At 73.9% G+C, this 17,020-nt stretch carries 21 protein-coding genes and 1 riboswitch; of the genes, 14 read left to right on the top strand and 7 right to left on the bottom strand.

Annotated features, from left to right (window positions below):
• The first annotated feature begins 183 nt into the window (after window positions 1-183).
• Window positions 184-313: riboswitch (FMN riboswitch) on the top strand.
• A 173-nt stretch (window positions 314-486) separates the two neighbouring features.
• From ribD to ASF50_RS09425, 8 genes are all read left to right on the top strand, one after another.
• Window positions 487-1,569: a bifunctional diaminohydroxyphosphoribosylaminopyrimidine deaminase/5-amino-6-(5-phosphoribosylamino)uracil reductase RibD gene (ribD, locus tag ASF50_RS09460; protein ID WP_056904925.1), complete on the top strand. Its 1,083-nt coding sequence runs from the start codon at window positions 487-489 to the stop codon at window positions 1,567-1,569.
• Complete coding sequence (locus ASF50_RS09455; protein ID WP_056862807.1) at window positions 1,569-2,210, top strand: riboflavin synthase; 642 nt, start codon at window positions 1,569-1,571, stop codon at window positions 2,208-2,210. The genes ribD and ASF50_RS09455 overlap by 1 nt, the downstream gene beginning before the upstream one ends.
• Entirely contained in the window at window positions 2,210-2,893 is a 684-nt protein-coding gene (locus ASF50_RS09450; RefSeq protein WP_056904339.1) for a nicotinamide mononucleotide transporter family protein, read from the top strand. The genes ASF50_RS09455 and ASF50_RS09450 overlap by 1 nt, the downstream gene beginning before the upstream one ends.
• Window positions 2,890-4,269, top strand: a complete 1,380-nt coding sequence (locus ASF50_RS09445; RefSeq protein ID WP_228943066.1) for a bifunctional 3,4-dihydroxy-2-butanone-4-phosphate synthase/GTP cyclohydrolase II — start codon at window positions 2,890-2,892, stop codon at window positions 4,267-4,269. Before ASF50_RS09450 ends, ASF50_RS09445 begins: the two co-directional genes overlap by 4 nt.
• Entirely contained in the window at window positions 4,266-4,754 is a 489-nt protein-coding gene (gene ribH, locus ASF50_RS09440) for a 6,7-dimethyl-8-ribityllumazine synthase (protein WP_056904338.1), read from the top strand. Before ASF50_RS09445 ends, ribH begins: the two co-directional genes overlap by 4 nt.
• Window positions 4,755-4,863: 109 nt before the next feature.
• On the top strand, window positions 4,864-5,127 hold the full coding sequence (locus ASF50_RS09435) for a phosphoribosyl-ATP diphosphatase (RefSeq protein WP_056862810.1): 264 nt from the start codon (window positions 4,864-4,866) through the stop codon (window positions 5,125-5,127).
• Between the two features lie 23 nt (window positions 5,128-5,150).
• Window positions 5,151-6,017 (top strand): ATP phosphoribosyltransferase, encoded by an 867-nt coding sequence (hisG, locus tag ASF50_RS09430; RefSeq protein WP_193666496.1) that lies wholly within the window; start codon window positions 5,151-5,153, stop codon window positions 6,015-6,017.
• Window positions 6,001-6,474 (top strand): PH domain-containing protein, encoded by a 474-nt coding sequence (locus tag ASF50_RS09425; RefSeq protein ID WP_056904337.1) that lies wholly within the window; start codon window positions 6,001-6,003, stop codon window positions 6,472-6,474. The genes hisG and ASF50_RS09425 overlap by 17 nt, the downstream gene beginning before the upstream one ends.
• A gap of 102 nt (window positions 6,475-6,576) precedes the next feature.
• On the opposite strand, the gene ASF50_RS09420 is transcribed toward ASF50_RS09425, so the two are convergent.
• The 7 genes from ASF50_RS09420 to ASF50_RS09390 all read right to left on the bottom strand — a co-directional run bounded on the left by ASF50_RS09420 (window position 6,577) and on the right by ASF50_RS09390 (window position 12,593).
• Window positions 6,577-7,503 carry an aldose 1-epimerase family protein gene (locus ASF50_RS09420; protein ID WP_056904924.1) on the bottom strand — a complete coding sequence of 309 codons (927 nt, stop codon included), beginning with the start codon at window positions 7,501-7,503 and terminating at the stop codon, window positions 6,577-6,579.
• Window positions 7,504-7,513: 10 nt separating this feature from the next.
• On the bottom strand, window positions 7,514-8,086 hold the full coding sequence (locus ASF50_RS09415) for a uridine kinase (protein WP_235557626.1): 573 nt from the start codon (window positions 8,084-8,086) through the stop codon (window positions 7,514-7,516).
• A 20-nt stretch (window positions 8,087-8,106) separates the two neighbouring features.
• Window positions 8,107-8,613 carry a hypothetical protein gene (locus ASF50_RS09410; RefSeq protein WP_056904336.1) on the bottom strand — a complete coding sequence of 169 codons (507 nt, stop codon included), beginning with the start codon at window positions 8,611-8,613 and terminating at the stop codon, window positions 8,107-8,109.
• A 92-nt stretch (window positions 8,614-8,705) separates the two neighbouring features.
• Complete coding sequence (locus ASF50_RS09405) at window positions 8,706-9,884, bottom strand: LLM class flavin-dependent oxidoreductase (protein WP_056904335.1); 1,179 nt, start codon at window positions 9,882-9,884, stop codon at window positions 8,706-8,708.
• Window positions 9,884-10,951: an ABC transporter substrate-binding protein gene (locus ASF50_RS09400; protein ID WP_082503076.1), complete on the bottom strand. Its 1,068-nt coding sequence runs from the start codon at window positions 10,949-10,951 to the stop codon at window positions 9,884-9,886. Before ASF50_RS09400 ends, ASF50_RS09405 begins: the two co-directional genes overlap by 1 nt.
• Window positions 10,948-11,784 carry an ABC transporter ATP-binding protein gene (locus tag ASF50_RS09395; RefSeq protein WP_082503075.1) on the bottom strand — a complete coding sequence of 279 codons (837 nt, stop codon included), beginning with the start codon at window positions 11,782-11,784 and terminating at the stop codon, window positions 10,948-10,950. The genes ASF50_RS09400 and ASF50_RS09395 overlap by 4 nt, the downstream gene beginning before the upstream one ends.
• Window positions 11,772-12,593, bottom strand: coding sequence for an ABC transporter permease (locus ASF50_RS09390; RefSeq protein WP_056862814.1), 822 nt, complete (start codon window positions 12,591-12,593; stop codon window positions 11,772-11,774). The genes ASF50_RS09395 and ASF50_RS09390 overlap by 13 nt, the downstream gene beginning before the upstream one ends.
• Window positions 12,594-12,734: 141 nt before the next feature.
• Between ASF50_RS09390 and ASF50_RS09385 the strand changes: the two genes are divergently transcribed.
• The 6 genes from ASF50_RS09385 (at window position 12,735) to ASF50_RS09360 (ending at window position 17,005) form a co-directional block, all read left to right on the top strand.
• Window positions 12,735-13,268: an SseB family protein gene (locus ASF50_RS09385; protein WP_235557625.1), complete on the top strand. Its 534-nt coding sequence runs from the start codon at window positions 12,735-12,737 to the stop codon at window positions 13,266-13,268.
• A gap of 370 nt (window positions 13,269-13,638) precedes the next feature.
• Window positions 13,639-14,367, top strand: a complete 729-nt coding sequence (gene infC, locus ASF50_RS09380; RefSeq protein WP_082499984.1) for a translation initiation factor IF-3 — start codon at window positions 13,639-13,641, stop codon at window positions 14,365-14,367.
• Between the two features lie 54 nt (window positions 14,368-14,421).
• Complete coding sequence (gene rpmI, locus ASF50_RS09375; protein WP_056862815.1) at window positions 14,422-14,616, top strand: 50S ribosomal protein L35; 195 nt, start codon at window positions 14,422-14,424, stop codon at window positions 14,614-14,616.
• Window positions 14,617-14,712: 96 nt separating this feature from the next.
• Entirely contained in the window at window positions 14,713-15,105 is a 393-nt protein-coding gene (gene rplT, locus ASF50_RS09370; RefSeq protein ID WP_056862816.1) for a 50S ribosomal protein L20, read from the top strand.
• On the top strand, window positions 15,102-15,905 hold the full coding sequence (locus tag ASF50_RS09365) for a TrmH family RNA methyltransferase (RefSeq protein ID WP_056904920.1): 804 nt from the start codon (window positions 15,102-15,104) through the stop codon (window positions 15,903-15,905). The genes rplT and ASF50_RS09365 overlap by 4 nt, the downstream gene beginning before the upstream one ends.
• 53 nt (window positions 15,906-15,958) lie before the next feature.
• Window positions 15,959-17,005, top strand: a complete 1,047-nt coding sequence (locus ASF50_RS09360; RefSeq protein ID WP_056862817.1) for an ATP-binding protein — start codon at window positions 15,959-15,961, stop codon at window positions 17,003-17,005.
• Window positions 17,006-17,020 lie beyond the last annotated feature (15 nt).

The raw sequence follows: 17,020 nt of genomic DNA, 5'->3' as shown, positions 1-17,020 counted from the left end.
CCCTGCCGCGTGGCCCTGCCGGCGTCGTGCGAAGGGTGGAGTCGCATCCACGGTCCGCATGACGTCCGTGGCTGCAGGCCCCCACCGCCGACCCCGGGCCGCCGCACCGAGCCCGCTGTGCGGGTGCTCACACCCGCTGACGACACGGGTGTGGTTAAACTGCACCTGACGAGTCAACATTGCTCGCGTGCTCTGGGGTCGGTGAAAATCCGAGCCGGCGGTGAAAGTCCGCGACCCGGTCACCTCCAGTGACCGGTTGACCAGGTGGAACTCCTGGACCGACGGTCAAAGTCCGGATGGGAAGTGCACGCAGGTGACCCGCCGACGCACGCGTCGCGTGCCGTCGTCGACCACCGCAGTCAGCCCCGGAGTCCGAGCGCGGACCAGAGAGGGGCGGCGGTGAGCAGCGAGCACGGCACCGGGCACAGCACCCGGCACGGCACCGGTGGGACTGACGCCGACGGCGCCGGGCACGAGGCGGCGGCCATGCGTCGCGCCCTGGCCCTGGCCGCCACCCCGGGCGTGCCGCTCTCGCCGAACCCGCGGGTCGGCTGCGTCCTGCTCGCCGCCGACGGCGCCACCGTGGCCGAGGGCTTCCACCGCGGGGCCGGCACGCCCCACGCCGAGGCCGACGCGCTGGCCCGCGCGGGAGCGGCCGCCCGCGGCACCACCGCCGTGGTCACCCTGGAGCCCTGCAACCACACCGGCCGCACCGGACCGTGCGCGCAGGCGCTGGTGGAGGCCGGCGTACGCCGGGTCGTCTACGCCCAGTCCGATCCCAACCCGGTGGCCCGGGGCGGTGCCGAGACGCTGCGGGCGGCCGGCCTCGTGGTCGAGGCCGGCCTGCTCGAGGAGGACGCACGCGCGCTCAACCGGGTGTGGACCTTCGCGGTCGAGCACGGCCGCCCGTTCGTGACCTGGAAGCTGGCGGCGACCCTCGACGGGCGCAGCGCGGCCGCCGACGGCACCAGCCGGTGGATCTCGGGGCGCGCCAGCCGCCGCGACGTGCACCGGCTGCGCGCCCTCGCCGACACGGTGCTCGTGGGCACCGGCACGGTGGCCGCCGACGACCCCGCGCTCACCGTGCGCGACGAGCAGGACCGCCCGCTGCAGCAGCAGCCGCTGCGCGCCGTCATGGGGGAGAGCGACCTCGAGCCGGGTCGCCGGGTCCTCGACGGCTCCGCCGAGACCGTGCACCTGCGCACCCGCGACCCCCGGGCCGCGCTGGCTCAGCTCGCCGGGCTCGAGCGCCGCCACGTCTTCCTCGAGGGCGGCCCGCGCCTGGCCGCGGCGTTCGTGCGCGCCGGGCTCGTCGACGAGATCGTCGCCTACGTCGCCCCCGTGCTCCTGGGGGCGGGCGCCAGCGCCGTGGGCGACCTCGGAATCAGCACCGTCGCCGCAGCGTTGCGACCGGTGCTCACCGACGTCACCCTCATCGAGGGCGTGGAGGGCGAGCAGCCCGACGTACGCCTCACCCTGGTGCCCGCCCCGCGCGGGTCCGACCACGCCGAGCACCCCGTCGACCAGCCGGCAGCCACGCCGGCCCCCATCCCAGGAGGGACCCGCTGATGTTCACCGGAATCGTCGAGGAGCTCGGCACCGTGGCCGCCGTCGAGGAGCAGGGCGACGCGATCCGTCTCACCGTCGAGGCCTCGGTCGTGCTCGAGGACGCCGGTCTCGGCGACTCGATCTCGGTCAACGGCTGCTGCCTGACCGTCGCGGAGCGCACGGCCACGACCTGGACCGCCGACGTCATGCAGGAGACCCTCGACAAGACCGGCCTGCGAGGCGTCGCGCCGGGCGACCGGGTCAACCTCGAGCGTGCGGTCACCGCCGACAAGCGGCTGGGCGGGCACATCGTGCAGGGCCACGTCGACGGCGTCGGCGAGGTGCTGCGTCGCACCCCGAGCGAGCACTGGGAGGTCGTCGAGGTCTCCCTGCCGCAGGGGCCCGGCGGCGACCTGGGCCGCTACCTGGTCGACAAGGGCTCCATCACCGTCGACGGCGTCAGCCTCACCGTGGTCGAGGCCGGCGAGCGCAGCTTCACCGTCAGCCTGATCCCCGAGACCCTGGCCCGCACCACGCTGGGCTCGCGCCGCGTCGGCGACCGGGTCAACCTCGAGGCCGACGTGCTGGCCAAGCACGTCGAGAAGCTGCTCGTGGGCGGTCACCTCGACGCGCTGGTGCGCCGCCTCGGGGAGGGCGCCTGATGCTCGACGCCGTGGTGCAGTGGCTGCTGCACGGCTCGATCCCGGTCGGCGGGGGAGCGCTCAGCGTGCGCGAGGTCGTGGGCAACGGCTTCGGCCTGGCCAGCGCCCTGCTGGGCATGCGCCGCCTCACCTGGGCCTGGCCGGTCGGCCTGGTCGGCAACGCGCTGCTCTTCACCGTCTTCGTGAGCGGCGAGATCAGCGGCACCGTCGCCGAGCCGCTGTGGGGCCAGGCCGGGCGTCAGGTCTTCTTCGCCCTGGCCGGCGTCTACGGCTGGTGGCGCTGGAGCCACGCCCGCTCCGGCAGCGACGGCGGGGCGATCGCGCCGCGCTGGGCCACCGGGGCCGAGCGGCTCCAGCTGCTCGCCCTCGCGGCGGTCGGCTACGCCGTGGCCCACGAGGTGCTGGTGCGGATCGGCTCCTACAGCCCCGCCACCGAGGCCTGGATCCTCGCCGGCTCGCTGCTGGCGACCTACGGCATGGCGCGCGGCTGGGTGGAGTTCTGGCTGGTGTGGATCGCCGTCGACGCCGTCGGCGTCACCACCCTCGTCCAGGCCGGCTACTACCCGACCGCCGGCATGTACCTGTTCTACGGCGGCTTCTGCGTCGCCGGCCTCGTCACCTGGTGGCGCGCCACCCGCACGGTCGTCGAGGAGACGACCGCCCTCGAAGGAGCACACGCATGACCCAGACCCCCGCACCCCACGACGAGCCGGTCGAGCAGGCCGAGCCCCTGGTCGACGCCTACACCGCGCAGCACGCCGAGCAGCACGGCGGCGTGCGCCTCGACAGCGTCGAGCGCGCCATCGCCGACATCGCGGCGGGCCGGGCCGTCGTGGTCGTCGACGACGAGGGCCGGGAGAACGAGGGCGACATCATCTTCGCCGCCGCCAAGGCGACCCCCGAGCTGATGGCCTTCACCATCCGCCACTCCAGCGGCGTGATCTGCGTGCCGATGCCCGCCGACATGCTCGACCGGCTCGAGATCCCGCTGATGACGCCGCACAACAAGGACAAGCTGCGCACGGCCTACACGATCTCCGTCGACGCCCGCGACGGCGTGTCCACCGGCATCTCGGCCGCCGACCGGGCCCACACCGCCCGGGTGCTCGCCGACTCCGCCACCGAGCCCTGGGAGCTGACCCGCCCCGGTCACGTCTTCCCCCTGCGCTACCGCGAGGGCGGTGTGCTCGTGCGCCGCGGCCACACCGAGGCCGCCGTCGACCTGGCCCGCCTCGCCGGGCTGACCCCCGCCGGGGTGCTGGTGGAGGTCGTCAACGACGACGGCACCATGAAGCGCGCCCCCGAGCTGCGCGCCTTCGCCGACGAGCACGACCTCGCCATGATCTCCATCGAGGACCTCGTGCGGCACCGCCGCCGGGTGGAGAACCTCGTCGAGCGGGTCACCGAGACCCGCCTGCCCACCCGCGCCGGCGACTTCACCGCCGTGGGCTACCGCATCACCGTCGACGGCTCCGAGCACATCGCGCTCGTGCACGGCGACCTCTCCGGCGAGGAGCCGGTGCTGACCCGCGTGCACTCCGAGTGCCTCACCGGCGACGTCTTCGGCAGCCACCGCTGCGACTGCGGTCCGCAGCTCGACGAGGCCCTCGAGCGCGTCGTCGCCGAGGGGCGCGGCGTGGTGATCTACCTGCGCGGCCACGAGGGTCGCGGCATCGGCCTGCTGGCCAAGCTCCAGGCCTACGCCCTGCAGGACGGCGGGCGCGACACGGTCGACGCCAACCTCGACCTCGGCCTGCCCGCCGACGCCCGCCACTACGGCACCGCCACCCAGGTCCTGCGCGACCTGGGCGTGGCCAGCGTGCGGCTGATGACCAACAACCCCGACAAGGTCAGCAACCTCGAGGACTTCGGCATCACCGTCGCCGAGCGCGTGCCGCTCACCCCGCACCCCAACGACCACAACCTGGCCTACCTGCTCACCAAGCGTGACCGGATGGGCCACGTCCTGCCCGACCTCCACGGCGGGGTCGACCACCCCGCAGCCGGCACCAGCACGGTGGCCGGCACCGACCTCGAGACGAACGGAGCCACCCGATGAGCGGCCACGGAGCACCCACCCCCGAGGCCGTCGACGCCTCCGACCTGCGCGTCGCCGTCGTCGCGGCGAGCTGGCACACCGAGGTCATGGACGGCCTGCTCGCCGGGGCCCACCGCGCCCTGGAGGAGTACTCCGTGGGCAACCCGCTGGTCGTGCGGGTGCCCGGCACCTTCGAGCTCCCCGTCGTGGCCGCGACCCTGGCCGCCCAGGGCTACGACGCCGTGGTCGCGCTCGGCGTCGTCGTGCGCGGCGGCACCCCCCACTTCGACTACGTGTGCAACGCCGCCACCGACGGTCTCACCCGCGTCGCGCTCGACCACCAGGTCGCGGTCGGCTTCGGCGTGCTCACCTGCGACGACGACCAGCAGGCGCTCGACCGCGCCGGCCTGGAGGGCTCGAAGGAGGACAAGGGCCACGAGGCCACCTCGGCCGCGCTCCAGACCGCGCACGTGCTCAAGCGGCTGCGCCGCGGCCGGCTGGCCTGATCCCGCCCGGGCCGCAGCCGCCCCGGACGGCGTGGCCCAGGCCACGGCGGGTGCCGCCGCGCGGTCCCGTCGTACGCCGCCGCGAGGGCACCGCCTAGGCTGCTCTGCTGTGAAGACGTTCGACGAGCTGTGGGCCGAGCTGCAGGACAAGGCCCGGACCCGCCCCGCAGGATCCGGCACCGTGGCCCAGCTCGACGCTGGCGTGCACGCCATCGGCAAGAAGCTGGTCGAGGAGGCCGCGGAGTCGTGGATGGCGGCCGAGCACGAGGGCAAGGAGCGCACGGCCGAGGAGATCAGCCAGCTGCTCTACCACGCCCAGTGCCTCATGCTGGCCAGCGGCCTCGAGCTCGACGACGTCTACGCCCACCTGTGACCGCACCCGCGAAGGCCGACCCGATGACCTCTCCCGCCACCCCGCTGCTGCGTGTCGCGGTGCCCAACAAGGGCTCGCTGTCGCAGTCGGCCTCGGAGATCCTGCGCGAGGCCGGCTACCGCCAGCGCGACGACTCCAAGCAGCTCACCCTCATCGACGCCGACAACGGCGTGGAGTTCTTCTACCTCCGCCCGCGCGACATCGCGCTCTACGTCGGCGAGGGCACCCTCGACGTCGGGGTCACCGGGCGCGACCTGCTCCAGGACTCCGGGGCGCAGGCCGACGAGGCCATGCGCCTGGGCTTCGGCCGCAGCCGCTTCCGCTTCGCCGGCCCCCGCGGTGCGTTCACCGACCTGGCCCAGCTCCAGGGCGCCCGCATCGCCACGTCGTACGTCGGGGTCGTGCGGTCCTTCCTGGCCGAGCGCGGCATCGAGGCCACGGTGATCCGCCTCGACGGGGCCGTGGAGACCAGCATCCAGCTCGGTGTGGCCGACGCGATCGCCGACGTCGTCGAGACCGGCAGCACGCTGCGCCAGGCGGGTCTCGAGGTGTTCGGCGAGACGATCCTGGAGTCCGAGGCGGTGGTCATCACCCGCTCCGGCGCGGCCGCTCCCGACGGCTTCGAGGTCTTCCGCCGTCGCGTGGAGGGCGTGCTGGTGGCCCGCTCCTACGTGATGATGGACTACGACATCCCCAGCGAGGCGGTCGCCGCCGCGGTCGCCCTGACCCCCGGCATCGAGAGCCCCACCGTGGCCCCGCTGCACCGCGAGGGCTGGTCGGCCGTGCGGGTGATGGTGCCGCGCAGCGGTGCCCAGCGCCTCATGGACGAGCTCTGGCAGGTCGGCGCCCGCGGCATCCTCACCACCGACATCCATGCCTGCCGCCTCTGAGGGTCCGGCGCGACGCGACCTCGCGCCCACCCTGCCCCACACCTGGCGCCCGCTGGGCCCGCGCATCGTCGGCGCGGTGCTCGGCGTCGGCCTGCTCGCGATGTTCGCCGCCGCGTGGTTCAGCTTCGACGACGAGACCCAGGCGAAGTTCACGGCCTTCCAGATCGGCACGCTCTTCGTGCTGGTGGGGCTGGGCTACGCCTGCATGTTCGCCCTCGTGCGCTCCCGCGTCGTGGGCGAGCGCGACCGGCTGATCGTGGTCAACGGCTACCGCCGTCGCGAGTACAGCTGGCCGCAGATCGTCTCGGTCAACCTCCCGCCGGGTGCCCCGTGGGTCACCCTCGACCTCGCCGACGGCACGACCGCCGCGGTGATGGGCATCCAGGGCTCCGACGGCGCTCGCGCCCAGGCCCACGCCCGCCAGCTCCGCGCCCTCGCCGCCGAGCTGCCCCGCTGAGCTGCCCCCGACCGGGGCGTCCTACTGACCGTTGCGACCACTACCTGACCGTCACGACGGTCGGGTAGTGGTCGCAACGGTCGGTAAGTGGTGCGCGGCGGCTCAGTCCAGCGCGCGGATGCCCCAGGTGGCGGAGAAGGAGTCGTCGGGCTCACCGGCGGCGCCGAGGGTGACGACACCGGTGCCGGAGGAGAAGGCGTCGGCGGGAGCCGTCATCGGCTCGACGGCCAGCGAGCGCCGCGCGGTGGCGGCGACCTCGTCGGCGCTGTAGACCTGCAGCGCGGTGTGGTGGCGGTCGACCCACAGCGCCACGCCCTCGCCGGAGCGCGGGTCGCGCAGCACGGCGGTGGCGGTGCCGTCGTCGTCGCGCACGAGGTCGGTGAAGCCGTCGTCGAGCGGCAGGTCGCGCAGCGGCCGCGCCACCCGGAAGTCGTACGTCGTGCCCTCGACCTCCTCGGTGCCGACCGGCAGCAGCCGCTCGGGGTCGACCAGGATCCGGGTCGCCGCCGGCAGCGTGAGCTCGAGGGGGTCGACGGGGCCGGCGCCGACGCGGAGGTAGGGGTGGGCCCCGCTGGCCCACGGGGCGGGCGTGGTCGAGGTGTTGCTGGCGGTCTGGGTCACGGTGAGCCCGTCGGCGGAGAGGTCGTAGACCACGTGCAGGTCCAGCGTCCACGGGTAGCCGCTCTGCGCCATGAGGCGGTAGGACAGCGACACCGAGTGCCCGGTGTGCTCCTCGGGGGTCCAGGCCACCCAGCGCACGAGCCCGTGGGAGGCGTTGGCGCGGCCGGGCTCGCTCAGCGCGAGCTGGTGCTCGCGCCCGCCCCAGCGGTAGCGGCCGTCGCGCAGCCGGTTGGGCCAGGGCATGAGCAGCTGGCCCCGCCCCCCGGAGGTCATCTCCTCCTCGGCGAAACCGTCGACGAGGGCCCGCCCCGCGTGCTCGAGCGTGCGGAGCGCGGCCCCGCTCTCGGTGACGACGGCGCGGTAGCCGCCGCCGGCGATCTCGAACTGGTCACCGCTGGGAGCACGCATGGGCTCCACCCTAGGGCGCCTCGCCCGGCTGCTCCGGGGGCGTCCGGCCGGTGCCGTCGACGACGAGGTCGGCCCGCTGCCGCGTGCGGTCGGCGGCGTGGTGGAGGTCCTCGGCCGTGCGCCACGCACGCCACCGGTCGGCGAGGTCGGCGCCGTCGCGCTCGAGGCCGCGGGCCAGCCGCAGGGCCGACGGGGCCTCGACCCAGACCAGCAGGGTCTGGTGGCGCGCCCACGCTACGAGGCCCGAGCCCACGCCCTCGAGCACCAGCAGCGGAGCCGGGGGCACGGTGACGGTCCCGGCCGGGGCCGCCCGGTGCCAGTCGTAGCGGCGGTAGCGGCCGGGGGCCCCGTGCGACAGGGGGCCCAGCAGCGGTGCCAGCGCCTCGCCGACGCGGGGCAGTCCCTCCCAGCCGTCGTAGAGGTCGTCCATGTGCACGACACGGGTGTCGAGCCCGGCGGAGGTCGCCAGGTCGGCCAGGGCCGCGGCCAGGGTGGTCTTGCCCGACCCGGCCGGCCCGTCGAGGCACACCAGCCGCGAGCCGCCCAGCCGCGGCGCCCGCTCCCGGGCCAGGTCGAGCACCACCCGGGCGCTCCGGGCGGGGGTCAGGAGATGCCGCGCTTGCGCAGCAGGGCCTCGATGTCGGCGAGGTCGTCGTCGATGGCGGGCTCGCCCTTGCCGGACCCGCTCGCCGTGGCGGCCCTCCGGTCGGCCCGGCTCGCCCGGGTCGGTGCGGCAGAGCCGTCGGCGCCCGCGAGGGCCGCACCGCGGGCCGGGCCCACGGCGCCCTCTCGCTGCACGCCGCGCACCCCGATGCCGCGGGCGGTGAGCGACCCGGCGAGCAGCACGAGGCCGACCCCGACGCCGGCCAGCACGATCCCGGTCCACACGACCGGGCTGAGCACGAGGCCGGCCGCCCAGTCGGAGACGGCGGTGCCGATGCGGGTGGCCATCTGCAGGGTGTCGGTGAGGTAGGCCGCCAGGGGCAGCAGGGTCAGCCCGCCGACCCGCAGGGCGGGAGCCGGGCCGCGTCGCCGCCAGACCAGCCAGGTGCCCACCGCGCCCAGCGCGGTGAGGGTGAGGGTCAGTGCGGCCCAGGCGGCGTCGTCCACCCCTCCAGCCTGACACACGCGAGCGACCCCGGGCCTCGCGCGAGGCCCGGGGTCGGGTGGTGCCGCGTGCGTGGTGCGGCGCGCCCGGGGTGTCAGCGCCCCGCGGCGACCGCCTCGCGCGCGCCCGTTGCGGCGGCCGCCCCGGTAACGCCCAGGGCGGCCAGCCGAGGCATGACCCCCTCGGCGAACCAGTAGGCCTCCTCCACGTGCGGGTAGCCGGACAGGATGAACTCCTCGACGCCCACCGCGTGGTAGTCGGCGATGCGGGCGGCCACCTCGTCGTGGCTGCCCACCAGGGCGGTGCCGGCACCTCCGCGCACCAGGCCGACGCCGGTCCACAGGTTCGGCGACACCTCCAGCTCACGCGCGGAGTCGAAGCTCGTCCGCCCGTCGCGCAGGGCGAGCATCCGCTGCTGCCCGGTCGACTCGCTGGCCCGCAGGGCCTCCTGGGCCCCGGCGACGGTGGCGGGGTCGAGGCCGTCGAGCAGCGTCTGGGCGTGGGCCCAGGCCGCCTCGCTCGTGTCGCGCGACAGGGTGTGCACGCGCAGCCCGAAGCGCAGCGTGCGTCCCTCGGCCCGGGCGAGCTCGCGCATCCAGGCGATCTTCTCCGCCACCAGCTCCGGCGGCTCCCCCCAGGTGAGGTAGACGTCGGCGTGCTTGGCCGCGACCGGGCCGGCCGGCCCGGAGGAGCCGCCGAAGTAGACGTCGGGCACCGGGTCGATGCCACCGCTGACCATCGCCCCCTCCACGCGGAAGTGGTCCCCGTCGAAGTCGAAGGGCGCCTGCGACCAGGTGCCACGCACCACGGCGAGGAACTCCTCGGTGCGGGCGTAGCGCACCTCCTTGGCCGCGGTGTCACCGAACCGGGCCTGCTCGCGCGGCTCACCGCCGGTCACGACGTTGAGCATCAGCCGGCCCCCGGAGATGCGCTGGTAGGTCGCGGCCATCTGGGCGGCCAGCACCGGGTTGACCACACCGGGTCGGAAGGCCACGAGGAACTTCAGCCGGGTGGTCTCGCGGACGAGTGCCGCCGTGGTCAGCCACGCGTCCTCGCAGAACGTGCCGGTCGGGGTCAGCACCCCCTCGAAGCCGAGCTGCTCCGCCGTACGCGCGACCTGGGCGAGGTAGTCGATGCTCGGGGCCCGGAAGCCGTGGGTGACGGTCTCGTCGAGACCCGCACGCACGGAGGTCGGCACACCCTGCCCTGCGCCCACGAGTCCGCGGTTGTCGCCGGAGGTCGGCAGGAACCAGTGGAGCCTCGCGCCCGGCATCAGCGGGCCGCTCCGGCGGTCGGGCTCTGCTGGGTGGCGGTGACGTCGTTGAAGGCGTCGGAGAAGTAGTCGGCCACGTCCACCGACTCCGGCAGCAGCCCGTTCTCGGTGAAGGCGTCGGCCATCTCCTGCTCCGAGGCGATGACCTCCTCGTCGATCGGCACGATGGTGACCGGGCGCTGCTTGGCCGCGGCCAGCGTGACCTCGGGGGTCAGGCCGGTCTGCTCGGCCCACACGTCGGCCCACTCCTGCTGGTGCTCGCCCGACCACAGCTGCGCCTCGGTGACCCGGGCGAGGTAGTCCTCGAGCGCGGCCGCCGTCGCGGTGTCGTCGATGGCCTCGTCGGAGGCGACCTGGAAGTTGTAGCCGTTGACCAGCTCCTCGCCGTCGACGAGCACCCGGGCACCCTCGTCGATCACGGCCTGGGAGGTGAAGGGGTCCCACACCGCCCACGCGTCGAGGCTCCCGGAGGTGAAGGCGGCCAGCGCGTCGGCGGGCTGGAGGTTCTTGACCTCGATCTCGTCGTAGCCCACGCCGGCCTCGCCGAGCTGGGCCAGCAGGTTGTAGTTGGCCGAGCTGCCGACGGCGACGCCGACGTCCTTGCCGGCCAGGTCGGCCACCGACCGGATGGGGGAGTCCTTCGGCACGAGGATCGCGTCGCCCTTGCCGGAGAACGTGACGGCCTGGACCATCTTGAACTGCCCCTGGGCCGCGGCCGCGAAGAGCGGCGGGGTGTTGCCGACGAGCCCGACGTGCACGGCCCCGGCGTTGATCGACTCGAGCATCGGCGGGCCGGAGGTGAACTCCTTCCACTCGATGTCGTACGGCGTGTCGGCCAGGTCGGCGGCCTCGAGCAGCGCGCGCACGCTGCTGGAGCGCTGGTCACCGACGATCAGGGTCACCTTGCTGAGGTCGACCGACCCGTCGTCGGCGACGGCGTCCTCGTTGCCGGTGCCGCCACCGCAGCCGGTGAGCAGCAGCCCGGCGGCGACGGCACCGGCGAGCAGGCCACGGCGACGCAGTCGGCGTCCGACGTGGCGCGGGGAGGTGGGGGAGACGTGGTTCATGCGGCACCTTGCTTCTGGGTCTGACGGTTCGGGTTGGGGGGAGTGGGCTTGACCCCGAGCGCCTGGAGCACCGCGGAGCGGGTGCGGGCGATCTCGGGCTGGGAGTGGTCGCGGTCCGAGCGCGGCAGGGTGATCCGCCAGGCGTCGGCGACCTTGCCCCCGTCGAGCACGATGAGCCGGTCGGCCAGGGCCAGGGCCTCGTCGACGTCGTGGGTCACGATGAGGATGGCCATGGAGTGGCGTCGCCACAGGTCGATGACGAGCTGGTGCATCTCGATGCGGGTCAGCGCGTCGAGGGCGCTGAACGGCTCGTCGAGCAGCAGCAGCGAGGGGTTGCTGACCAGCGCCCGGGCCAGCGAGACCCGTTGGGCCTGCCCGCCGGAGAGCTGCAGCGGCCAGGCGTCGCTCTTGCCGCTGAGGCCGACCTCGGTGATCCGCTCGTCGGCCAGGCGGTGCCGCTCGGCGCGCTCGGGGGCGTTGAGCAGCGCGAGGGCGACGTTCTCGCGCACGTCGCGCCACGGCAGCAGCCGCGGCTCCTGGAAGGCCACCGAGGTTCGTCCGCTGACCTGCACCTCCTCGACGGGAGCCGGGTCGAGCCCCGCGAGGCTGCGCAGCAGCGTCGACTTGCCGCAGCCGCTGCGCCCCAGGAGGGCCACGAACTCGCCGGGGGCGATGTCGAGGTCGACGTCCTTGAGCACGTGGGTCTGGCCGAAGGAGCGGTGGTGGGAGCGGACCCGGGCGACCAGGGAGGCGTCGAGGGCCGGAGCCCCCCGTCGGGCCGAGCGGCTCCCGGCGGAGTCGCGGGCGGCGGAGCGGGACTTCAGGAACGCCATGACAGGGCCCTTCTCTCGAGGTGGCGGACGACGACGTCGGTGAGCAGACCGAGCAGGCTGTAGACCACGAGACCCACGACGATCACGTCGATGCGCAGGAACTCGCGGGCGTTGTTGATCATGAAGCCGAGCCCCGAGGTGGCGCTGAGGGTCTCGGCGACGATGAGGGTGAGCCAGGCGATGCCGAGGCTCTGGCGCAGCCCGACGAGGGTCTGCGGCATCGCGCCGGGCACGACGACGTGGCGGATCCGCTGGGCCCGCGTGAGGTGCAGCGCCTTGGCGACCTCCATCGTCTTGCGGTCGATGCTGCGGATGCCGCCGAGGGTGTTGAGGTAGAGCGGGAACATCACGCCCATCGCGATCAGCGCGATCTTCGGGGTCTCGCCCAGGCCCATCCAGATGATGAACAGCGGCACGAGCCCGAGGTGGGGGAGGGTGCGCAGCATCTGCATCGGCGGGTCGACGGCGTCGTCTCCCACCCGGCTGAGCCCGGCGAGCACGGCGAGCACGACGCCGATCACGGCGCCGATCAGGAAGCCCAGCACCACGCGCTGCACCGAGGTCAGCACGGCCGGCCCGAGCGTGCCGTCGCGCACCAGCTCCACCGCCTGCACGGCGATCTGCGCGGGCGAGGCCATCGTGCGGGGGTCGAGGAGCCCCGTGCTGCTGGCGAGCTGCCACAGCGTGAGGATCACGAGGGGGGAGACCCACCGGCGGAAGTGCCGCAGGCGGGGACGTCGCAGGGGTCGTGGGGGTGGGGTCGTGGGGGTGGGCGCGGCCGGGCCGGCGAGCACGGGGGTCACGGTCATGGCTCCACCCTCTGCAAACCAATACCTGTAAGTCAACTCAGACACTCGACTTACGGTGCGGATCACACACCGCGCGCTCGGCCGCCCCTCCGGTCTCACCCCCGGCTCGCCGTGCAGCGCCGTGTCGGGGAGGATGAACGGGTGAGCGACCAGCCGCCCGGCCTGCCCCGCCAGCTGCAGGGGCCGGCCTTCCCCGACGACGACGGGCGTGCCGCCCCCGACGTGGTGGCGGCCCTGGCGGCGTACTCCTCCGACCGGGGTGCCTACGTCGACGCCCTCGCGGCCCTGTCGACCTCGCGCCTGCTGGTGCCGGTGGTGGCCGTGCTCGGCGAGGTCGAGGTCGACGACGCCGGCCTGGCCCACGACAAGACCAGCGACATGGCTGCGGTGCTGATGACCGGCCGCGACGGGCGGCGCGCCCTGCTGGCCTTCACCTCGCTGGAGACCATGGCGGCCTGGGACCCGCAGGCCCGGCCGGTGCCGGTGCCGGCGTCGGGTGCGGCGCTGTCGGCGGTGCAGGAGGAGGCCGCCGCCCTCGTGGTCGACCTGGCCGGCCCGGTGGTGGTGGCGATCGAGGGTCAGGACCTCGAGGCGCTGGCGGCCGGGTGGACGCTGGCGCGCGTCGGCGAGCGCTCGGGATGGGTGCGCCCCGACGCCGACCCTCCTGCCGACTGACCCGGCCGACTGACCCGGCCGACTGGCCGGCCGAACGCTCCGGCCCGGCCGACGGCTCCGCTGATTGGCGCGGCGTCGGAATGCTCGGCTAGGGTTCGGTGTTGACCGATCAGTTCCGCCGTGCACGTTGCGACGGGGCGATCTCCAAGCGGGGACCAGCAGCACACGTCTCCCACCCGCACCGACCGCCGCCACGGAGCAGTCCGAGGCACAGGTCGTCGGGTCACCGGTCTACCGAGGATCCACCACGCGTCGTGCCAGCACGGCGCGGGCCCTCGGCAGACGATGCGTCACCCGGCCGGGGAGACGTGTCGCGACTGGCTTCCGCTTGGGTCACCAGCGGGAGCCTTTGTTCATTTCCACGCCGTGCGTGGACGGCGCGAGGCCTCCGGACAGATCCCAACCAGGAGGACACATCAGCACCGAGCTTCGAATCAACGACCGGATCCGGGTTTCCGAGGTCCGCCTCGTTGGCCCCAGTGGCGAGACCGTCGGCATCGTTCCCACCGCCGACGCGCTGCGCCTTGCCCAGGAAGCCGACCTCGACCTCGTCGAGATCGCCCCGATGGCCCGTCCGCCGGTCTGCAAGCTCATGGACTACGGCAAGTTCAAGTACGAGAACGCCCAGAAGGCGCGCGAGGCCCGTCGCAACCAGACGAACGTGATCATCAAGGAGATGAAGCTTCGTCCGAAGATCGACGCCCACGACTACGAGACCAAGAAGGGTCACGTCGTGCGGTTCCTCCGCGCCGGGGACAAGGTCAAGATCACGATCATGTTCCGCGGTCGTGAGCAGCACCGTCCCGAGCTGGGCTTCCGTCTGCTGCAGCGTCTGGCCGAGGACGTCACCGAGCTGGGCTTCGTGGAGTCCTCGCCCAAGCAGGACGGCCGCAACATGATCATGGTCCTGGGCCCGCACAAGAAGAAGGCCGAGGCCAAGGTCGACATGCAGGCCCAGAAGGACACCAAGGCCGCCGAGCGTGCCGCGCTCGAGGCCGGTGAGCGCGCCGAGCGCGACGCCGCCCACGCCGCCGGGCCCGTGGCCAAGAAGAAGGAGCGTGGCCGCTCCGAGAACCTCGATCCCGAGATCGAGGCCTGAGACTCCCGCCGGGGCACCACCGTGCCCGTGGCTGACGACGAGAGAGAGATACAGATGCCGAAGAACAAGAGCCACTCCGGTGCCGGCAAGCGCTTCCGCGTGACCGGCTCGGGCAAGATCCTCCGCGAGAAGGCCGGCAAGCGCCACAACCTGGAGAAGAAGGCCTCCAAGGTCACGCGTCGCCTCACCGGCACCGTGGAGGTCGCCAAGGCCGACGTCCCGCGCGCCAAGAAGATGCTGGGTCTCTGACCCTCGTCCACCCCTGCTGGCCGCGCCCGTCGCGACCGCCCACGCCGACCCGGTCGGCACCACCTCAGATCTTCCACCGCAACAAGGAGTAACAACGTGGCACGCGTCAAGCGGGCAGTGAACGCCCAGAAGAAGCGCCGGACGACCCTCGAGCGCGCTAGCGGCTACCGCGGCCAGCGCTCGCGCCTGTACCGCAAGGCCAAGGAGCAGGTCACCCACTCCCTGGTCTACAGCTACAACGACCGCCGCAAGAACAAGGGCAACTTCCGCAAGCTGTGGATCCAGCGCATCAACGCCGCCGCGCGTGCGCAGGGCATGACCTACAACCGCTTCATCCAGGGCCTCAACCTGGCCGGCGTCGAGGTCGACCGCAAGATCCTCGCCGAGCTCGCCGTCAACGACGTCGCTGCGTTCAACGCGCTGGTGGAGACGGCCAAGGCCGCTCTGCCCGCCGACGTCAACGCGCCCAAGGCGGAGGCCTCGGCCTGACCACCGTCCCCCTGACGACCGGCAACGGTCGCGTCAAGGAAGCGCGCAAGCTCAGCCGCCGCTCGGCCCGATCCGAGCGGCGGCTGTTCCTTGCCGACGGTCCGAAGGCCGTCGAGTCGGCCCTCGCGGTGCCCGGCTGCGTGGTCGAGGTCTTCGCCACGCCCGCCGCCGCCGAGCGCCACGTCGCGCTCGCCACGGCGGCCGAGCGGGCCGACGCGGCCTGGACCCTCGTCGACGAGCGCGCCCTGGCCTCGCTCAGCGACGCCGTCAGCCCGGCGGGGGTCGTGGCGGTGTGCCGGTTCCTCGACCGGCCGCTGGAGCACCTGCTCGACCCGGCGCCCCGCCTGGTGGCCGTCTGCGCCGACGTGCGCGACCCCGGCAACGCCGGCACCGTCGTCCGCACCGCCGACGCCGCCGGAGCCGGAGCCGTGGTGCTGGCCGGCAGCTCGGTCGACGCCTACAACCCCAAGACGGTGCGCGCCAGCGTCGGCAGCCTGTTCCAGGTGCCGGTCGCCGTGGCGGCCGACCCGGCCGACGCCGTACGCCGGGCGCAGTCCGCGGGGCTGCAGGTCCTCGCCGCCGACGGCGCCGGTGAGGTCGACCTCTTCGAGGCCGACGACCTGCTGGCGGCCCCCACCGCGTGGCTGTTCGGCAACGAGGCGTGGGGACTGCCCGAGGAGCTGGCGGCACTGGCCGACCACCGGGTCCGCATCCCGATCCTCGGGCGGGCCGAGAGCCTCAACCTCTCCACCGCCGCGGCGCTCTGCCTCTACGCCTCCGCCCGCGCCCACCGCGTCTGACCCGTCCCTCGCGCAGCCGGTGGGGTGGCTCGCCGGGGCCTAGGGTGGGCCGCGTGGACGCCCAGCAGCTCGCCGACTCCCTGCCCGACGGCGTCGTCGTCGCCGATGCCGAGGGCCGCGTCACGCTCGTCTCCCGCGTGGCCGTGCAGATGCTCGGCCGCAGCGCCCTCGACGGGGTGGGGCGTGGCCTGGCCGAGGTGCTGGCCCTCCAGGACCAGGACGGCGCGGCGTGGTTCGACCACAACTGCCCCTACCGGGGGCTGGTGACGCGCACGGCCGTCCCGGAGCAGTCGTGGCTGCTGCCCGACGGCACCGAGGTGCTCGTGGCCGCGCGCATCCACCGCCCGGCGCTCGACCGCCCCGTGAGCAGCGTGGTGGTCACCCTCCGCTCCGGTCGCGGCCGGGCCCGGCTCGACCGGGAGCGCTCCGACCTGGTCGCCACGGTGGCCCACGAGCTGCGCTCCCCGCTCACCGGGGTCAAGGGCTTCGTCCAGGCCATGCTCAACCGCTGGGACAAGCTGAGCGACGACCAGAAGAAGCTGATGCTCACCACCGTCAGCGCCGACTCCGACCGGCTGAGCCGCCTCATCGCCGAGCTGCTCGACGTCGCCCGCATCGACACCGGGCGACTCCAGCTCTACCCCCGCCCCAGCGACGCCGCCGTGCTGACCGGTCGCATCGTGGAGTCGGTGCAGGCCGGCACCTCGCGCCCGGTGGCGCTGCACGTCGCCGCCGACCTGCCGGAGATCTCCGCCGACCCCGACAAGTTCACCCAGGTCGTCACCAACCTGGTCGAGAACGGCGTGCGCCACGGCGAGGGCACGGTGTCGGTGACCCTGGACCCGCTCGGCCCCGACCACGACCACGCCGGGGTCCGGCTCGTCGTGCAGGACGAGGGCGAGGGCATCCCGCTCGACCTGCGGCGCCGCGTCTTCACCAAGTTCTGGAAGGGCGGGGCGCGTGGCGGCACGGGCCTGGGCATGTACATCGTCGGGGGCCTGACCCGTGCCCACGGCGGCACCGTCAGCATCGGCGACGCCCCCGGCGGCGGCGCCAGCATCGTGCTCACCTGGCCCAGCGAGGACCGCCGACCGGAGTGACCCCGGTCGGGTCGG

The organism is Nocardioides sp. Leaf307, from assembly GCF_001423135.1.
Taxonomy (GTDB): Bacteria; Actinomycetota; Actinomycetes; order Propionibacteriales; family Nocardioidaceae; genus Nocardioides; species Nocardioides kribbensis.
Note: the sequence above shows the minus strand (reverse complement) of the source record. Positions and strands in the feature narration are given on the sequence as shown.